Source organism: Salipaludibacillus aurantiacus, assembly GCF_900111295.1.
GTDB lineage: Bacteria > Bacillota > Bacilli > Bacillales > Salisediminibacteriaceae > Salipaludibacillus > Salipaludibacillus aurantiacus.
On the sequence record NZ_FOGT01000032.1, the window covers coordinates 1 to 17,429 of the forward strand.

The following is a 17,429-nucleotide window of genomic DNA, read 5'->3' on the forward strand; positions in this document are numbered from 1 at the left end:
GGGAACAAGTATTGGTCTCTCCTCTACAATAGGAGCTTTTTTTGTGTTTGTAAACTTAAAATTACAATATATTCCATTCGTGCAAGGCTACTGGGTCTGACCCCTGTCGAAAAATCTTTTAAAAGGAGTGGGAGATTCATTGATGAAAAAACGTACAACGAAGCGTTATTCGGCTGTTTTTATGATTTTTGTAATGCTGCTGAGTCTGATTCCGTCATTTTTGACCGTCTCTGTCCAGCCTGTGGGCGCTGAAGAAGGGTCTGATGAGGAAGCTCAGGCACAGGAAAGTTCAAATGATAACCGTACGATCCGCTTGACGTATGAGAGGGAAGACGAAACATATGACGACTGGGATGTTTGGGTCTGGAACACTGGCGTACAGGACGATAATATAGATTTTACTGAATTCGAAGACGGCCTGGCGACAGCCTATATTGAGGTTTCGCCGACGACGAAACAGATCGGATTTATTGTCCGTACAAACGACTGGGAAGACCGGGAACCGGGCGGACGTGAGGTGGACCGTTCCATTAAGGTCAACCAGCAGGACCCGCTTACAAAAGTCCACGTGACTCAGGGAGAGGAAGAATTCCTCACCGTGCCTGAAGTGTCAGGTCCTGAAGTGGACAGCGGCAACGCAACATTTTATTACCGTGACCGCGATTTATACTTAACTGATGATATGGATACGATTGAAAAAGTAGAATTGAAGATTTTGGATGAAACATATGAAATGACATATGAGGAAAGTAATGAGCGTTTTACTTACCATTACGAAAATCTTCCGGAAGGGGAGCATCCGTATTCGTTCCTTGTTACAAAAGACGGGGAAACAACCGAAGTGAGCGACCCTTATAAAGAGGACTCTACTGTAAGAAACCTGGAAGCTGCAATCAGTTTATCCGGCACAGTAGAACCGGAAGCGATTGATTATAATGACAACGCTGTTTTATCACTTGATATTACAAACGAGTTCGATACAGGGATCCGTTCTCTTTATGCTGACACGTCTGCCTTGGGCGGTTCGGAGCAGCTTGAAATTGACCCGGAACTTGAAGAAGTGACTGTGGCTGTCACACACGATACTCCAGCTGGGGTGAAGGAAATTCCTCTTACAGCTGTGGATGAATACGGCAACCGCCATCACGGCTCTGCCGAAATGGAAGTTAAAACACGTCAGTTCGTAGGAGAAGAAGCGGATTTTGACTGGGATGAAGCTATGATTTATTTCATGCTTACAGACCGCTTTTTTGACGGAAACGAAGGGAATAATGACCCTTATGGCATGAATTACGATTCTTATGATGAGTATCCGCGCGGAACCTACCAGGGCGGCGACTTCAAAGGGATTACTGAGCGTCTTGATTATCTTGACGATCTGGGAATTAACACGATTTGGATCAGTCCGATTGTAGATAACATTCAGCATGACGTGCGGTTTAATGCCGACGACTCGCATCCGTCCAACCACCCGTATTTCGGTTACCACGGATACTGGGCCAGCGACTTCACAGAGCTTAATCCGCATTTCGGAACGATGGAAGAGTTTCACGAAATGATTGATGAAGCACATGACCGCGGCATGAAAATAATGGTCGATGTCGTATTGAATCATACAGGCTACGGCTTGAAAGAGATAGACGGCGAGATTCCGGAAGATGAAAGACCTGCCGGCTATCCATCAGATGAAGAAAGAGAATTCTTCAGCGACATGCTTCGCCAGGGCGCCAATGTAGGCGGCGACGAAGTAACCGGTGAACTCGCAGGGCTTCCGGATTTTATTACAGAAGATCCTGAAGTTCGCGAACAGATCATTGAATGGCAGACTGACTGGATTGAAAAATCCCGTACAGAAAACGGCAACACGATTGACTATTTCCGTGTGGATACAGTTAAACACGTGGAAGACACAACATGGATGACATTTAAAAATGAATTAACCCGTGCCATGCCTGAATTTAAAATGATTGGTGAATCATGGGGGGCAGGTCAGAGTGATGACCATGGCTACCTTAACAGCGGCATGATGGATTCACTGCTTGACTTTGAATTTAAGAACACGGCCCGCCAATTTGCGAACGGAAACCTTGAGAGAGCAAACAGCCAGCTTGAAGTGCGAAACGGCCAGCTGGATAATACGGCGACTCTCGGACAGTTCCTTGGCAGTCATGATGAAGCAGGCTTCCTTGAGCTTGTTGACGGGGATGTAGGTAAACTGCTTGTTGCCTCAGCTCTCCAAGTAACAGCGAAAGGCCAGCCGGTAATCTATTACGGCGAAGAACTTGGCTTGAGCGGCGCGGATAACTATCCGTTCTATGACAACAGATATGATATGCCTTGGGATGAGATTGATGCAGGCACATATGAAGGACTGGATATTTACGACCATTATCAAAAATTACTGTCGTTCAGAAACGATTACTCTGACATTTTTGCCAGAGGAGACCGCAGTCATGTATCAGGTTCTGACGATGATGAGTTCCTCCTGTTTAACCGTTCATTCGATGGAGAATCTGTCTACGTCGGTTTAAACGTAGCGGAAAATCCACAGGAAGTGACTCTTCAGGTAAGTGGAGAAGATGTAACAGTGACAGATGCTTACAGCGGTGAAACGTATGAGGCAACTGCTGAACAGGAAGTCACGTTTACTGTTCCAGCGCGCGCAGACGGCGGGACACTTCTTCTGACTGCAGCTGGAGGAGAAATCTTAGGCTCAGAAAGTGATGAAGGACCGGGGGAAGAGCCTGGTGATATACCTGATAACCACTTAAGAGTCCACTATGAAAATGAAGCAAATGACTTCTCTAACCTTGGCCTTTGGGTATGGGAAGATGTAGCCACACCATCTGAAGAAGTCGGAAGCTGGCCAAATGGCGCGATGTCACTTGCTGACGGCCAAATGACGGATTACGGTGTATATGTCGATGTTGAACTGCAGGAAGACGCCCAGCGTGTCGGAATGCTCGTAAATAACTCTAATGGCGACAACTTGACAGGCGACCACATGGTTAACTTGTTGTCAGAAGACATGAATGAAATCTGGCTGTCGGAAGAAGGCGATCTCTTCCTTTACGAGCCGGTTGACTTACCTGAAAATACGGTCAGAGTCCATTATGAAAGAGAAGATCAGGCTTATGACCCTTGGGGATTATGGACGTGGGGCGACGTACTGGAGCCAACAGACGGCTGGCCTGACGGTGCTCATCAGTTCTCAAACGGCCAGGTTGGAAAACATGGCGCTTACCTTGATCTTGAGCTTCAGGAAGATGCCGGCCAAATCAACTTCCTGCTTGTAAACAAGGAGACTGAGGAACAGAGCGGCGATATGTCATTCTCTGATTTAAATAACCATAACCATATTTTCCTTCGTGAGGGAGATAATACTGTTTACACAAATCCGTACTATGTTTTTGAAGAAGGATTGGAACATGGCGATGTCCTGTCTGATGAATTAATTGAATTACGCTTCTCGTCAACTGCTGATTTTTCCGAAGAGGATTTAATGGAAGGCTTGACGATTACAGACAGAGATGGAAACGATGTAAGCTTTGACAGCGTGACTAAAAATGATGACGGCAAAACGGTTAAGGTGCATGGCACATTTGACCTTGAAGCAGCACCATTTCAAGTGACGTTTATGGATAAGACGGTGACAGCTGCCATCGGCTGGCGCCTGAAGGATGAAATGTTTGCATACGACGGAGACTTAGGCGCTGAATTGCATGACGACGGGTCAGCGACGTTAAAGTTATGGTCCCCGAGTGCGGACAATGTGTCTATCGTGCTTTATGACCGTGACGACCAGTATGACGTGGTAACTGACGATGTGGATATGACCCGCGGCGACAGAGGCGTTTGGGAAGTGACGCTGGATGAATCAAATACTGGTGTCAGCGACTTAAACGGATATTACTACCACTACGAAATCGAGCGTGACGGCGAAAGCGTTCTTGCCCTTGATCCGTATGCGCAGTCTATGGCTACATGGGACAGCTTTAACGGCGACGTGCCAATTGGTAAAGCGGCTATTGTTGACGCCTCTTCCATAGGCCCAGAGCTTGATTTTGCTGAAATTGACGGCTTTGAAAAACGTGAAGATGCGATCATTTATGAAATCCACGTGCGTGATTTCACATCAGATCCATCCATCGATGATGAACTTGAGGCACAGTTTGGTACGTTTGCTTCATTTGCAGAAAGGCTCGATTACATTGAAGATTTAGGCGTGACCCACATTCAGCTTCTGCCGGTCATGAGCTACTTCTTCGCTGATGAGTATAACAATGACGAGCGTCTGCTAGAGTACTCATCGACTCAGAACAACTATAACTGGGGCTATGACCCTCACAGTTATTTCTCGCTGACAGGCATGTATTCTGAAGATCCGGACGATGCTGAAAAGCGAATCGAAGAATTTAAGAACCTGATTGCGGAAATTCACGACCGCGGCATGGGTGTCGTTTTGGACGTTGTCTACAACCACACAGCGCGTGTTGAGATTTTCGAAGATCTGGAACCTAACTATTACCACTTCATGGATGCAGACGGTACTCCGCGCACAAGCTTTGGCGGCGGTCGTCTTGGTACCACTCATGAAATGGCGCGGCGTATTCTTACCGATTCCATTATGTACTGGGTGGAAGAGTTCAAAGTGGACGGATTCCGATTTGACATGATGGGCGATCATGATGCTGAAAGTATCCAGATGGCTTATGACAAAGCGAAAGAAGTCAACCCGAACATCGTGATGATCGGGGAAGGCTGGAGAACGTTTGTCGGTGATGAGCACGGCGGTGACGTCATGCCTGCAGACCAGGACTGGATGCAACATACAGAATCTGTCGGTTCATTCTCGGACGATTTCCGTAACGAACTGAAGTCCGGGTTTGGAAGTGAAGGCCAGCCTCGTTTCATTACTGGCGGAGCCCGCGACATCCAGCAGATTTATGATAACGTGACAGCGAACCCGCATAACTTCACGGCAACAAACCCTGGAGATGTGGTTCCTTACATCGCTGCACACGATAATTTAACGCTTCATGATGTTATTGCACAGTCCATTAAGAAAGACCCTGAGTATCATCAGGAAGAAATCCACGAGCGTATCCGTCTCGGAAACCTCATGGTCTTGACGGCCCAGGGAACATCGTTTATCCATGCCGGACAGGAATTCGGCCGTACGAAGCAGTTCCGTGCGGAAACGGACGAAGCGCCGTACAAGTCGACGTATATGGAGGATGAAGACGGCAACCCGTTTAAATATCCTTACTTTATTCACGATTCGTACGATTCCACTGATGCGATCAACATGATTGAGTGGGATAAAGCGACAGATGCTGAGCAGTATCCGATCAACAACCTGACGCGTGAGTACACGACAGGATTGATTGAATTGCGCCGTTCGACTGACGCTTTCCGTTTAGGAACAATGGATGAGATCGATGAAAATGTCTCGTTTATTGATGCGCCAGAAATCGGTGACCGGGATTTAATTATCGGTTACCATGCTGTATCTACTGATGACAGCGGCGAGTATTTCGTTTTTGTCAATGCAGACAGTAACGAACGGACGCTTACTCTTGAAGAGTATGACCTGACTGAAGGCATTGTCATTGTTGATAGTGATGAAGCGGGTACAGTTGAAGTCTCTGATCCAAGCGGCTTTGAACTGACTGCTGACGAGATTACACTTGATTCATTAACTGCTGTTGTGGTGAAAAAAGGCGGGGAGGATGCACCTGAAGATCCTGACCAGCCTGAAGAACCTCAAACTGCTGAAGAGATGCTAGAACAACTGGAAAATATGGTGAACGAGTATGTTGAGGCAGGAGATGTTCGCGGCCCATTAGTCAACCAGCTCGGCAACACATTGCGCCAGGCACAGCACCACGAGAGCGCCGGCAGATATGAACAGGCAGCCAAGTTTATGGATAATTTCCTTAAGCACTTAAACAGAGGGCCAAATGAGCGGCATGTGGAAGACGGTGCAAAGTCATCGTTAGCCGAACACGCTGAAAAGACTAAAGCACAACTGGAAGAAACTGAATAGAAACTGAATAGCATCAGGTTTGAACTTAAATGTTCATAAAACCTTACGCACCCGGGTTCTTTAAGAATCCGGGTGCTTTTTGGATATATCTGGGGGGTCTGACCCCCCCAGTAAATGTAAGAATAAAGACCTTGCTTTTGGTCCTATAAAGAGGGTATATGTATGCAAAAATATAATAGGACTATTAATAAATTACTAAAAATTCTAAATATTACAAAATGTAATATTCTTAGACTTAATAGTTTGATAGACTAAATTTTAGGGAGGTGAAATTTTAGGGTTATTAAATGGAAGTGTAAGTGTATTTTCACTACTAAAGGAGGCTGAAATTAGTGAGGAGAATGTTTTCTTTATTTTTAGCACTGGTAATGGTTATGTCGGTAAGTATGACGGTATTTGCCAACCCTCAGTCAAAACCTAACGGACCATGGATACAGCCGGAACAGGAAGTCAAGCTGGAAAGTTTAATGTCACCTGAAGACCTGGAAAAAAATCTGATGCAGATTAAAGACCGCGCCAGACCTGACCGTATGGAATTGGATGTGGTAGGTTATTCAGCTACATATGAGTATCCGATTTATGCGGTAAAGTTTGGGGAGGCGGACACTGATAACCCGAAAATTTTCATCCAGACGCAGATTCACGGAGATGAGCAATTAGGAACAGAAGCTTCAATGGACCTTATTCAGCAGCTTGCTATGAGCAACAACAAAGACATCACTAACATACTTGATAACGTCACGGTGTGGTTCATTCCTATGCTTAACCCGGACGGAGCAGTTATCTTTGAAACAGAGCAAGGGCAATCAAAACAAAGGCAGAATCTGCAAGTATGGGATCCGGCTGAATATGGCCTGGCTGAAGATACCCAGGCGCCATGGTATTACCGCCCAGACTCAGTAAGCCGTGAAATGGGCTTTGACGTCAACCGGGATTTCCATCCTTATTTAGATTTTGAACTTGGACCGGATACGGCTGCCTATATTCCGAGACGCAGCAGTGAGCCGGGTGTTTATGCGACACCAGAGGCACTCGCTTCCAGAGCAGTATTTAAAGAATTACAGCCTGATTTGTTTATTGACCACCACCACAGGTACAGCAATATCGTTTCCGAAGATGATGACCGCCTGAATACTCTTCAAATAATTGCACAGGTTGTGGACGAAGATACAGTCGTTTCTTTTGGTGGAACTGATTATCAGCTTGATGAAGAATCACTGAACTTGTCCAAGCAAGTAAACAGCCATGTTTACCAGGCTCTGCAGCGTGGCAATTCGCCGTTTGGAGCCGTTTCAAGATATCCAGAAGTCAACCTTCCGGGAACGGCCCTTGGCAGCTATTCTATGAACGGAGCGGCCATCATGCTTTATGAAACCCGCGGCCAGCAGCACCCTTACGGCCATACAGGCCAAAAAGCAAATGGCCAGTACACTCAACAGTCTTACGTCGGCCTCTATGAAACATTGAGAGGATTTGCGACAGGTGAGATTTACGAGATTGACCCTGCTTTTTATGATGAAGAAATCCCTTACGGCAGCCCAAGAATCGGCCGCCCGAATTAAGGGGGAGCAGTAGACTGACAATTTTAAAGAAATATAAAAAAACAAGGACCTAGTCTCCTTGTTTTTTTGTATAAATATATTTAATCAATGATTGAGATTTAAAAATGAAGGGAGCGGGGGATGATCCCCCTCTCATCCGACAGTTAGTCCATTACGATCGGATAATTTTTTGTTACTGAAAATGAATCTCCTTTTGATACTGGAGCATCTGTGGCTCCTGTTACACCTGCTCCAACTGTTAAAAGAGCAAATAAAACAATACCAGTAAGTAATTTTTTCATACCTTCTCACCCCCTGTTTTAAGTGTCATTAATTATAGATAAAAAGGTATCAACGACGTCTGGATGATAGAGTAAACCTCTTTGGTGTTTTAACTCTTTTATTGCCTCTTGTTTCGTACGAGCTTTCTTATATACCCTGTCAGTGGTCATTGCATCATAAGAATCAACTAAACCTACTATCGATGACTCTAAGCTGATCTCCTCTTTTTTTAGGCCATTAGGATAACCTGATCCATCATATCTTTCATGATGCTGTTCCACAATTTCAGCGGCTAAAAGTAAATGAGGGATTTGAGTAGACCGAAGAATCTCAGCGCCATAAACAGTATGGCTTTTCATTATTTCCCATTCATCAGCTGAAAGTTTGCCAGGTTTTAAGAGAATATGTTCGGGTACTTTTGTTTTTCCTATATCATGCAGAAAGGAACCGAAATTAAGTTTTTGCAGTTTTTCGGAATTAAGCCCCATCTTTTCGCCTACCAGCATTGATAGTTGTTTAATTCTGCCGCAGTGCTCTGCTGTGTACCCGTCTTTTTCTTCAATATTTACAGCCATTTTCTCTAACTCTTTAGTGTAGTTACTATAGTAATGAAAAACGGGTTTGGAAGATACATATAAATAACTGGAGTCTTCCATTGCTGTAAGAACCAGGTGCTCTGACACAGGCTGTGCAGATATAAAATCCCCGGGAGCCAGTATTGTATCCTTTTTTAAAGTATGAAGTCTTAACTTTCCAGAAATAACATAAATAGCTTCTAAAGAATTAAAATTCTCTTCCGGAGCCATCCCCCATCTCGATCCCTCTTTCAATTCATGGTAAATTACTTCAGTCCCGTCATGTGATGTTAAGAGTGACGTTATTGATTTTTTGGTCGAAACTGTTTCGATAGCTTCACCTTTTTTATGTATTAGTAGCGATGGTTTTGAAGGTTTTTCGAAACTCAATTTTGGCCTCCAACTGGAAAAGTTTTCTTAACCCTTTTGGTTCTATTATAAGGGAGATAAATCACTCTGTCGAATATAATTGAAAAAAAGAACTGTGAATTTCTCTTTTAATTTGAATATTGGAAAAATGACATACTTTTAATTACACGTACCTAAGACTTCTTACTAATCATTCATAATTCATAGCGGGACTTATGGTATAATCAGGAAAAATACGTGTTAAGGGAGGGGGAGAATGAGCGGGTCTCGGCACATTTTTACCGTTGCTTTAAGCAGGCCGGTGCCTGAGCCATATCTAAAGGTGGACCGGGGGATGCGCATATTCGAAATCGTGTTTGGGGCAGTTGTACTGGCGGTCTTTCTATTTCTCATTTTCCATCCGGACTATTCGCTGGCCAGTTTTCCAATGGTTTTTATGTGGCTGTTTATGTTAATAGCATATACTGCTTCTTGGAACTGGAGTTGGCGTCTTGGGTGGAATCAGCGCCTTGAGAAACGTATATTCTATGTTTTTGAGGAAGACGGCCTTCACGTTTATTTTAATAAAAATAAATTGGAGTTTATTCCGTACGATTCGATACGCAGAGTAACCAAATTGACTGAACCGCTGACGAACCTGAAGCAGGTTCAATTATTCGGGAGAAAGTACTGGGTAACCCCCGGGTATGGGGCAGGGACGTGTACAGAATATCCCACATTGCTTGTTTATTCGACAGCAATTGATGAAGGCGTGCTGGTGGAAACAAAGTACGAAGCAGTCCTTTTATCACCGGAAGAAGAAGACAGGTTCATATCGGCTCTTAAAGATAAATTCGAGGTGGAAGTGAACGTCTGATCGAGTCATACAGGGGATTTATAAAGTAACTAACGCCTGATGAAATACTGCTGAATTAATATATTTTCACGCTCACAAAATGTCCTTTATCAATAAAAGACCTTTACTCTTATAAAAATAATGTCAAATTTCCGTGACCTATGGGGCGGGCTCAACCGCTTATTTTTACATATCCTGTTCTTCCATGACTTTAATTATGGTATAAAAAGAGGGGTTATGTTTTTATTAAGAGCGGGAGGGAACGAAAATGGAATTAGTAATGGTTTCAGTTTTAGTTGCAATAGCCATTCTATTATTTATTCTATCTTATTTCAAGAAAGAGGAGAGTCCTGAAATTGACAGGAAGATTGAAAACTTTTCTATTACATTAATGAAAGAAATGAATCAGCTGAACGAAAAAGTCACTATGATTGAGAGTGAAGTATTTCATAATGAAAAAGAAAGATCGTTCGCGAAAGCGCTTTTTAATGAGAAAGAAAAGAAAAGAAAGATTCTGGGTATGTTTGCCGGCGGCTATAGTAATGAAGAGATTGCCATGAAATTAAATGTACCGGAAGATGACGTGGAAGCTATTATTATTCTCCATGCGGATGAAAGTGAGGTCGTGAGCTGATGACGAAGTCAAATTTACGGAGTGCGGCAGCAGGTATCCTGCTGGCAACGGCTGTATTGGCACCTTTTTCTCTTTTTACAGACCAGGGAAGTGAAGCGCAAAGCATGGGCGGGGAAGAAAACGACCCTGTGGAACTGACAGATGAAGAGTTGGAAGTCTACATAAATGAACGCGGGTTAATCAGTATGAGTGAAGAAGAGTATGAAGCCATGCAGGAGAAATTGGACAGGCTCGGCGAAGCAGAAGATGAAGTGGCCGCTTTAAGAAAAGAAGCAGAGGAAGCTGAAGAAACAGATTCGGACAATAACGATGCCAATGACAAAGCAGAGGCGGAAGATGAAGGTGAAGACCAGTCGTCTGGGGATGAAACGATTCACCAGCTATATCTGGTTATTGGCGCAGGGATGAGCAGCGGAGAGATTGCTATATTATTGGAAGAGTCTAAACTTATTGATGATGGGGCAGATTTCCGGCAGTATATAGAAGATAATGACCTGGTTATGTCCATTAAAGCGGGCCAATATATGCTCGACAGCAGTATGAGTATCGCAGAAATCGCTGATAAAATTACGTGATTTAACATCTGAACATAATGAAAACCATCCGCCTTTGGGACAGCGGATGGTTTTTCAGGTCGGATTCGCACTGGGGCAGGGCGATGCTTCATGGCAGTGTCGCTTTCCGCCTGCCGATTAACTTTCAAATAAGCCTGGTTGTAGCAATGAATTAATATCTCCGGGCCCCGGCAAAGCGTTCAGAGAAATACTCACTGTGTTCCAAGTGCCGCGTCGTTACGCCGGATGATTGGCTGGCAATGAAAAACTGGTCATTTCCCGCATAGATGGCAGGTAATAGATTGTAATTGCCTTCAAAGAATAAAATATCGCCTGCCTGAAGCGAATTGGAGTCTACTTCAGTGCCATTGTTCCAAATCGATTTCGCTGATGAAGGAAGAGTTGTTCCCTCGCTTTTTTCGTAAACGTAGCGGACAAAGCCGATTGGATTGAACCCTTCTCCAGGATGGCTCCCGCCTTTCTGATAAGGCGTGGTTAAATGGACCGCAGCTTCCTGGACAATAGGGGATTCTCCGTTCAGGCTCATTCCGTCAAACCTTTTAATGCCTGTCAAGGCGTCTTTCCAGTAGTCATTAAGGTAGGAGATCTGCGTCATTTGTTCGGTCCGGCTGGCATGTATCATAAAGTTTTCCCCTGTATAAATACCTGCGTGGGTCACTTCCCCTTCTTCTCTGTCGCTGTTTTCAATATCCACATCTGAAAAATAAATGACATCACCCGGCTGAAGATCGTCTTCCGAAATGTCTTCTCCCACTTTATACTGGTCAAGAGTCACTCTTGGCAGGTAGACATCTATGCTTTCTCTGAAAACATCCTGGACAAAATAAGAGCAGTCAAAGGCTTCGAGAGAACTCCCGCCGAATTCGTATGGCGTGCCTAAATAGTTCATCGCTTCTTGAACCGTTGGATGGTCATGGTCTTTATAAGTACTCGGGTGAAGCGCTTCTATTTCTTTATCAGTTAACCTTTTTGCACCAATATAATTGTCGGCCCAGAAGCTGTCATTTTCGAGGTGTAATGTCGTTATGCCGCTGCTTTCTGTAGCGGTCATAAAATGGCCGTCGCCTGTGTAAATCCCGGACATGATGGTGTTTCCTTCGAAAAAGACCACATCGCCTTTTTGGAGGTAGCTTTTAGAAATACTTTCACCGAGTTCATATTGATGGCCGGCAATCCGGGGCATGCGGATTCCGGTTGCTTCTTCATACACATATTGTACAAAGCCCGAAGAGTTAAAGCCTTCTTCCGGATCTTTTCCTCCGGACTGATACGGAGCCCCTTCAAGGTCCCTCGCAGTGTTGATAAACTCATCAACCGTAAAATCAAGGTCCGCTTCCATAATACCCTGGCTGTATGGTTCTCTGTCCTCGTCCGAATTCCCCATTCCAGGTTCGCCGCCGCGCTGGAGAGTATCGCTTCCGTCCCAAGGCTGGAACATTAGCAATAGAACGACTACTAAGGCACCTGCAATCAGGAAAGTAACCGGGTTCATTCGTTGGTTATTTTGGTAGTTCATTAAGCACGCACCTTTCATATCAAAATCTCTCATATACATTATAGGGTTATAAGGGAAGGTTGTAAATTAATGGTGATGGAGGAGGTAAATGGGGGGGCTGTCCCCCCATTTTTTGGTTATTTTGAAGAGCGGATGCGGACTAACGTATTTTTCCGGTCGGGAGGGGTATCTTTTTTCTCAAGAGTAGACGTGCATTTAGGGCAGCGGAGAGCCCGGGAAGGGATATCTGAATAACAGAAAGGGCAGTTTTTGCTTTTAGTCGATTCGATCGATGCTTTTCTTAATTTAACCATTTGTATGATGACGACATAGGAAGCAAAAGCGACGATGATAAAGTGAATGACAGTTTCCAGGAAGGTCCCGTAATTGACGGTGACGGCTCCGGCTGCTTCGGCCTCGGAAAGAGTGCTGTAGTGCCCGCCTGACAGATTAATGTATAAATTAGAGAAATCGACTTTTCCGAGAACCAGGCCTAAAGGAGGCATTAGGATGTCAGATACGAAGGACGTCACGATGCTTCCAAACGCCGCTCCAATGATCAGTCCAATCCCCATATCGACGACCGTTCCCCTGATAGCAAACTCTTTAAATCCCTGAAAGAAACTCATGGAGCCGGCCCTCCTCCTGTAAAGGTGATTTCCGTTTAATATATGAGGTTGTCCCGCTGAAGTATGCCAGAAAATGGGGGGACAGACCCCCCATTTTCTGGATTTTGTTATAATAGGACTCAGTACATATATTTTAAGAATGGAGAGGATTAAATGACTTTACCGCACGTAGATGAAACCGTTGATGTGATTAAGGAGCTTGTAGAGATACCGAGTCCTTCCGGTAATACGGGAGAGGTGATCAGGTTTACAGAGGAGTTTCTGGCTGATTTGGGGGTCGAGACGAAAAGTAACCGCAAAGGCGGGCTGATTGCTGTTTTACCAGGGAAAAATCAAACGAAGCATCGGATGCTCACCGCCCATGTTGATACGCTTGGAGCAATGGTTAAAGAAATAAAACCAAGCGGCAGGCTTAAACTTGATCTCATCGGCGGCTTTAAATACAACGCGATTGAAGGAGAGTATTGCACGATCGAGACTGCGTCAGGCAAAAACTTCTACGGAACGATTTTGATGCACCAGACGTCTGTCCACGTTTATAAAGATGCAGGAAAAGCAGAGCGCAATCAGGCGAATATGGAAGTCCGTATAGATGAAAAAGTGTCATCGGCTGAAGAGGTAAGGGCCCTGGGCATCGAAGTGGGGGATTTCGTCTCTTTTGATCCTCGGGCACAGGTTCTGGACAATGGCTTTATTAAATCACGCCACCTGGATGATAAAGCAAGTGTCGGAATCCTTCTTCAGCTCATCAAAGGGGTAGTCGAAGGAAAGGTCGAGCTTCCATATACAACGAATTTTTTGATATCCAACAACGAGGAAATCGGCTACGGAGGCAACTCAAATATTACCCCGGAAACAGTTGAGTATCTGGCCGTCGATATGGGTGCGATGGGCGATGGCCAGTCGACTGACGAGTACACCGCTTCTATTTGCGTCAAGGACGCAAGCGGGCCGTATCATTATGAGCTTCGCAAAAATCTCGTGAAGATTGCAGAAGAGAACGGAATTAAATACAAGCTGGATATTTATCCTTATTACGGATCTGACGCATCGGCTGCGATCCGTGCGGGCAATGATATCGTCCACGGCCTCGTAGGACCGGGCATTGATTCATCGCATGCTTACGAACGGACCCATAAAGAATCAATCGATGAAACAACTAAACTGCTGTGGCATTATGTCCAGTCAGAGATGGTTGAATAATACTTAAATCCGCCGGTTCACTTTCAGCGAGGCTTACCCCACAGGCATAAGGGCAACATAGGTCATTAGGAGCTTCGGCTAACCCCTTCACGTCCTGTGAAAACGCCGAAGTCACCACATCCGTGTGGAAGTTCGCTGTGTTTTCTTTACCCGAGGCTTGTCTTCAACTAACTTTCCCGAAGGGTTGCTTCGGGAAAGTGGATTTTCAGACTGCGCTAATCCTCCGGGTGTCCTCGCCTTCGTGCCCCGGTAATTTATATTATTGTGGTTTGTTTATATGCTGCTGGACGAGAAGCTGAGGGGGAAAAGCATCCCGGTTAACTGAAGTTTTTCTTTATTCTTCTGTAAACCAGGCTTTGTATGTGATTACTTTCGCAATACCGATGTTTTTTCTTTACCACTGCTGTCTCGGAATTTCAAATCAACAGCGCCGTTTTACCAGCGCCAATATTAAAAGACCTGGAGCGACGGGTAGGCCCCACGTTCCAGGTCTTCTTTGCACGCTAAGGAAAGCAATTTTTTTAACTTCGGCTTCTGATGTTATTCAAAAAATGGGTAAGGCCGGCGCTCTTTTTGGATCGTGACTGTTTTATCTGTAGTGAATTTATCCAAGACCCATTCCCCTCCAAAGCGTCCAAGGCCGGAATCTTTTTCACCGCCAAACGCCATGTGTGCTTCATCGTTTACAGGCTGATCGTTAATGTGAATCATTCCTGTTTCGATCTGTTCAGCGATTCTCTCGCCGTGTTCAATGGTACCGGTATGAACAGCGCCGCTTAATCCGTAAGGCAGTTCGTTGGCAAGGTCAACGGCTTCTTCTTCATCCTTAAAACTTATGACGGGAGCGACAGGGCCAAAAATTTCATTTTTAGCAATAGGCATATCGTTAGTCACGTTTGTTAAAATAGCAGGATGAATCAGATTCCCTTCAATTTTTCCGCCTAGAATAAGTTCTGCACCTTTGTTGAGTGAGTTCTCTAAATCATCCTGGATCCGCTCCACTTGAGACCTGTTAATAAGCGGGCCTACCACCGTGTCTTGTTCAGACGGGTCCCCTGCTTTAAGGCTTTCCAATTTCTTTTTAAAAATATTAACAAACTCGTCATGCATCGCTTCATGTACGAGAATACGATTAATACTCATGCAAATCTGCCCCTGGTGCAGGAATTTACCGAAGGCGGCTGATTCGGCTGCCGCATCCAGGTCGGCGTCTTCTGTCACAATCAGCACGTTGTTGCCGCCAAGTTCAAGGGCGGTATCTTTGATTTTTTCGCCAGCCTGCTTGGCAATGTGGCTGCCGACTTCTGTTGACCCAGTAAACGAAATGACTTTTGGTATGGGATGCTGAACGAAGGCATCACCTATTTCGGACCCGCGGCCGGCTACGACGTTAATTAAACCTTCCGGGGCGCCTGCTTCGGCAAAAATATCTGCGAGAAGTGTGCCAGCTGTCACAATCGTATCGGAAGCCGGTTTAAGGACGACTGTATTACCCGTAGCTATAGCTGGAGCGACAGACCGCATGGAGAGGTGGAAAGGAAAGTTCCACGGGCCAATGACGCCAATCACTCCTTTAGGATTTTTATAAACGCGGATTTCCTTACCGGGAATGTCAGAATCCATCAATTGCCCTTTCATGCGGTAAGGGAAGGAGGCGGCCTCCTTAGCTATGCCGCGGGCAATGTCAAATTCCAGTTGAGCTTTCATGAGTGTGCTTCCCGATTCTTTAACGAGCCAGCTTATAATCTCGTCTTTTCGTTTATCCATCACCTGAATCACGTTTTCCAGAAGCTGCTGTTTTTCTCCTGGAGGTGTAGCGGCCCATGTTTTCTGGGCTTTCTCTGCTGTCTTGTAGGCTTCGTCCAGATCCTCTTCTGATGCCGAAGCCATTTCAAAAATAACTTCCTCACTGTGAGGGTTAATGTTCTCCAGCGTTTTAGTGCTGGAACCATCTATCCAATTGCCATTAATATACTGTTTTGCGAAGTCTGTTGTTTGGGACATCGCGAAATCCCTCCTCTAGTCCTGTTCAGTCTCACAGGTGAAGATTCCCTTTAACAGAAACCTGTTAAACATCACAGAAGAGGTATTTCCAGTAAATGGGGGGTCTGACCCCAAGCTGCAGCAGCCCCCCAACTGGCAGTTACCTTTGGATCGAGGCGGCCATACGGATGTAAGTGTGCCGTTTGCCGCGGACCGTAATCGAATAAGCCATAATATTTTCAGGTATGGCAATGCCTGTATAGCCGGCGTCCCCGATATGGTGGATATCAGCGCCGGCTATTTTATTATTAAGTGCGAACTGGCGGATCGTGGATTCATCGGCGCCTTCCTGACTTGTCCCAATGGTAAGCATTGTTAAAGCGCCTTTTTGATGGGCGCGAGTCACTTTCTCCTGCATTTTTTCAACAGAAATTCCCGGGACTGTTCCAGGCGACGGTAAAAGGAGCACATCCGCTCCGGCATCGATAAACTGGTCGATTGTCTCATCCGGAATCATATCGGCGCCTGTTTCAGCTGAAATTCCTGAACTGTGCATTTTTCCGGCAATAATCATGACCTCGTCTTTCAGGATAGCCTTGGCCCTTTGGATTGCTTTTGAAATTTCATTGTTGCTGACTCCTGTCTTTGGATTTCCGGTCAGACAGATGAAATCGAAGCCGAGCCTTTTTACTTGTTCCAAAGCTTTTTTGGAGGCCGTGCGCCCTTCTGAAACCGCGAGACGTTCTTCAAGGGACCGCGCGTCAAGGTCAATCGGCTCGAGGTTTAATCCAATTGGTCTCCCGGTGAGAGTTTTCAGATATGGAATAATTTCTTCAGCTTTTTTATCTGATATACCGGCGACAGCGGGGGCAAAAACATCAAAGACATTAAGTAATATAAGGTCTGCTCCAAAAGATGCCGCCAGTTCCGCATTTGTGATTTCATGAAACAGAGGGGGAGCAGGCGAAACAATTTCCGAGAGGATCGTCCGGCCTTCCGATGCCCTGATGGCCTGAGTTAAATCTGACGCATTCATTTTTGTGAAATCTGATGCTCTGCAGTCCAGTAGACGTTTCACTTTGCCAACAACTCCTTATTTAAAAATGAAAAATGGAGAACCTGCTTTAGGGGCAGTTTCTCCTAATCCCAGAAAAAGGGGGGACAGACCCATAACGATTGCACGTAAGTATAATAAATACATTAATGTTAATATATGTAATGTGTTTTTTAGGCTAATTTTAAAAAAAGGCGGACGAGGC

General features: G+C 45.1%; 14 protein-coding genes. 8 read left to right on the plus strand and 6 right to left on the minus strand.

Translation table 11 applies throughout. The features are described from left to right. Window positions 1–142 precede the first annotated feature (142 nt). Complete coding sequence (locus BMW59_RS21065; protein WP_093056261.1) at window positions 143–6,049, plus strand: pullulanase; 5,907 nt, start codon at window positions 143–145, stop codon at window positions 6,047–6,049. A 341-nt stretch (window positions 6,050–6,390) separates the two neighbouring features. Continuing rightward, window positions 6,391–7,611: a M14 family zinc carboxypeptidase gene (locus BMW59_RS21070; RefSeq protein ID WP_245733260.1), complete on the plus strand. Its 1,221-nt coding sequence runs from the start codon at window positions 6,391–6,393 to the stop codon at window positions 7,609–7,611. A gap of 143 nt (window positions 7,612–7,754) precedes the next feature. Here the strand turns inward: BMW59_RS21070 and BMW59_RS21925 are convergent, their stop codons facing one another. Beyond that, a complete protein-coding gene (locus BMW59_RS21925) occupies window positions 7,755–7,892 on the minus strand; it encodes a hypothetical protein (protein ID WP_177174462.1) in 138 nt (45 codons plus the stop codon). A gap of 18 nt (window positions 7,893–7,910) precedes the next feature. Beyond that, the gene (locus BMW59_RS21075) at window positions 7,911–8,837 is read right to left on the minus strand and encodes an HD domain-containing phosphohydrolase (RefSeq protein WP_093056265.1); all 927 of its coding nucleotides are present in this window, start codon (window positions 8,835–8,837) and stop codon (window positions 7,911–7,913) included. 235 nt (window positions 8,838–9,072) lie between these two features. Here BMW59_RS21075 and BMW59_RS21080 point away from each other — a divergent pair, with 235 nt between their 5' ends. From BMW59_RS21080 to BMW59_RS21930, 4 genes are all read left to right on the plus strand, one after another. Continuing rightward, the gene (locus BMW59_RS21080; protein WP_093056267.1) at window positions 9,073–9,672 is read left to right on the plus strand and encodes a PH domain-containing protein; all 600 of its coding nucleotides are present in this window, start codon (window positions 9,073–9,075) and stop codon (window positions 9,670–9,672) included. A gap of 247 nt (window positions 9,673–9,919) precedes the next feature. Further along, window positions 9,920–10,285: a helix-turn-helix domain-containing protein gene (locus BMW59_RS21085; protein WP_093056269.1), complete on the plus strand. Its 366-nt coding sequence runs from the start codon at window positions 9,920–9,922 to the stop codon at window positions 10,283–10,285. Next, entirely contained in the window at window positions 10,285–10,860 is a 576-nt protein-coding gene (locus tag BMW59_RS21090; RefSeq protein ID WP_093056271.1) for a hypothetical protein, read from the plus strand. The genes BMW59_RS21085 and BMW59_RS21090 overlap by 1 nt, the downstream gene beginning before the upstream one ends. Window positions 10,861–10,877: 17 nt before the next feature. After that, window positions 10,878–11,015 carry a hypothetical protein gene (locus tag BMW59_RS21930; RefSeq protein WP_177174463.1) on the plus strand — a complete coding sequence of 46 codons (138 nt, stop codon included), beginning with the start codon at window positions 10,878–10,880 and terminating at the stop codon, window positions 11,013–11,015. Here BMW59_RS21930 and BMW59_RS21095 read toward each other — a convergent pair. After that, the gene (locus BMW59_RS21095) at window positions 11,012–12,376 is read right to left on the minus strand and encodes a C40 family peptidase (protein WP_177174464.1); all 1,365 of its coding nucleotides are present in this window, start codon (window positions 12,374–12,376) and stop codon (window positions 11,012–11,014) included. The genes BMW59_RS21930 and BMW59_RS21095 overlap by 4 nt on opposite strands. Window positions 12,377–12,492: 116 nt before the next feature. Next, window positions 12,493–12,984, minus strand: a complete 492-nt coding sequence (mscL, locus tag BMW59_RS21100; protein ID WP_093056276.1) for a large conductance mechanosensitive channel protein MscL — start codon at window positions 12,982–12,984, stop codon at window positions 12,493–12,495. A gap of 153 nt (window positions 12,985–13,137) precedes the next feature. On the opposite strand from mscL, the gene BMW59_RS21105 reads away from it, so the two are divergent. Continuing rightward, on the plus strand, window positions 13,138–14,187 hold the full coding sequence (locus tag BMW59_RS21105; protein WP_093056278.1) for a M42 family metallopeptidase: 1,050 nt from the start codon (window positions 13,138–13,140) through the stop codon (window positions 14,185–14,187). A 540-nt stretch (window positions 14,188–14,727) separates the two neighbouring features. Here the strand turns inward: BMW59_RS21105 and BMW59_RS21110 are convergent. Together BMW59_RS21110 and BMW59_RS21115 are read right to left on the minus strand one after the other, a co-directional pair. Further along, entirely contained in the window at window positions 14,728–16,191 is a 1,464-nt protein-coding gene (locus tag BMW59_RS21110) for an aldehyde dehydrogenase family protein (RefSeq protein ID WP_093056280.1), read from the minus strand. 139 nt (window positions 16,192–16,330) lie between these two features. After that, window positions 16,331–17,248: a DUF7916 family protein gene (locus tag BMW59_RS21115; protein ID WP_093056282.1), complete on the minus strand. Its 918-nt coding sequence runs from the start codon at window positions 17,246–17,248 to the stop codon at window positions 16,331–16,333. Between the two features lies 1 nt (window position 17,249). Here BMW59_RS21115 and BMW59_RS21955 point away from each other — a divergent pair. Further along, window positions 17,250–17,429, plus strand: a 180-nt coding sequence (locus BMW59_RS21955; RefSeq protein ID WP_218142005.1) for a hypothetical protein, incomplete at its 3' end; no start/stop codon positions are given.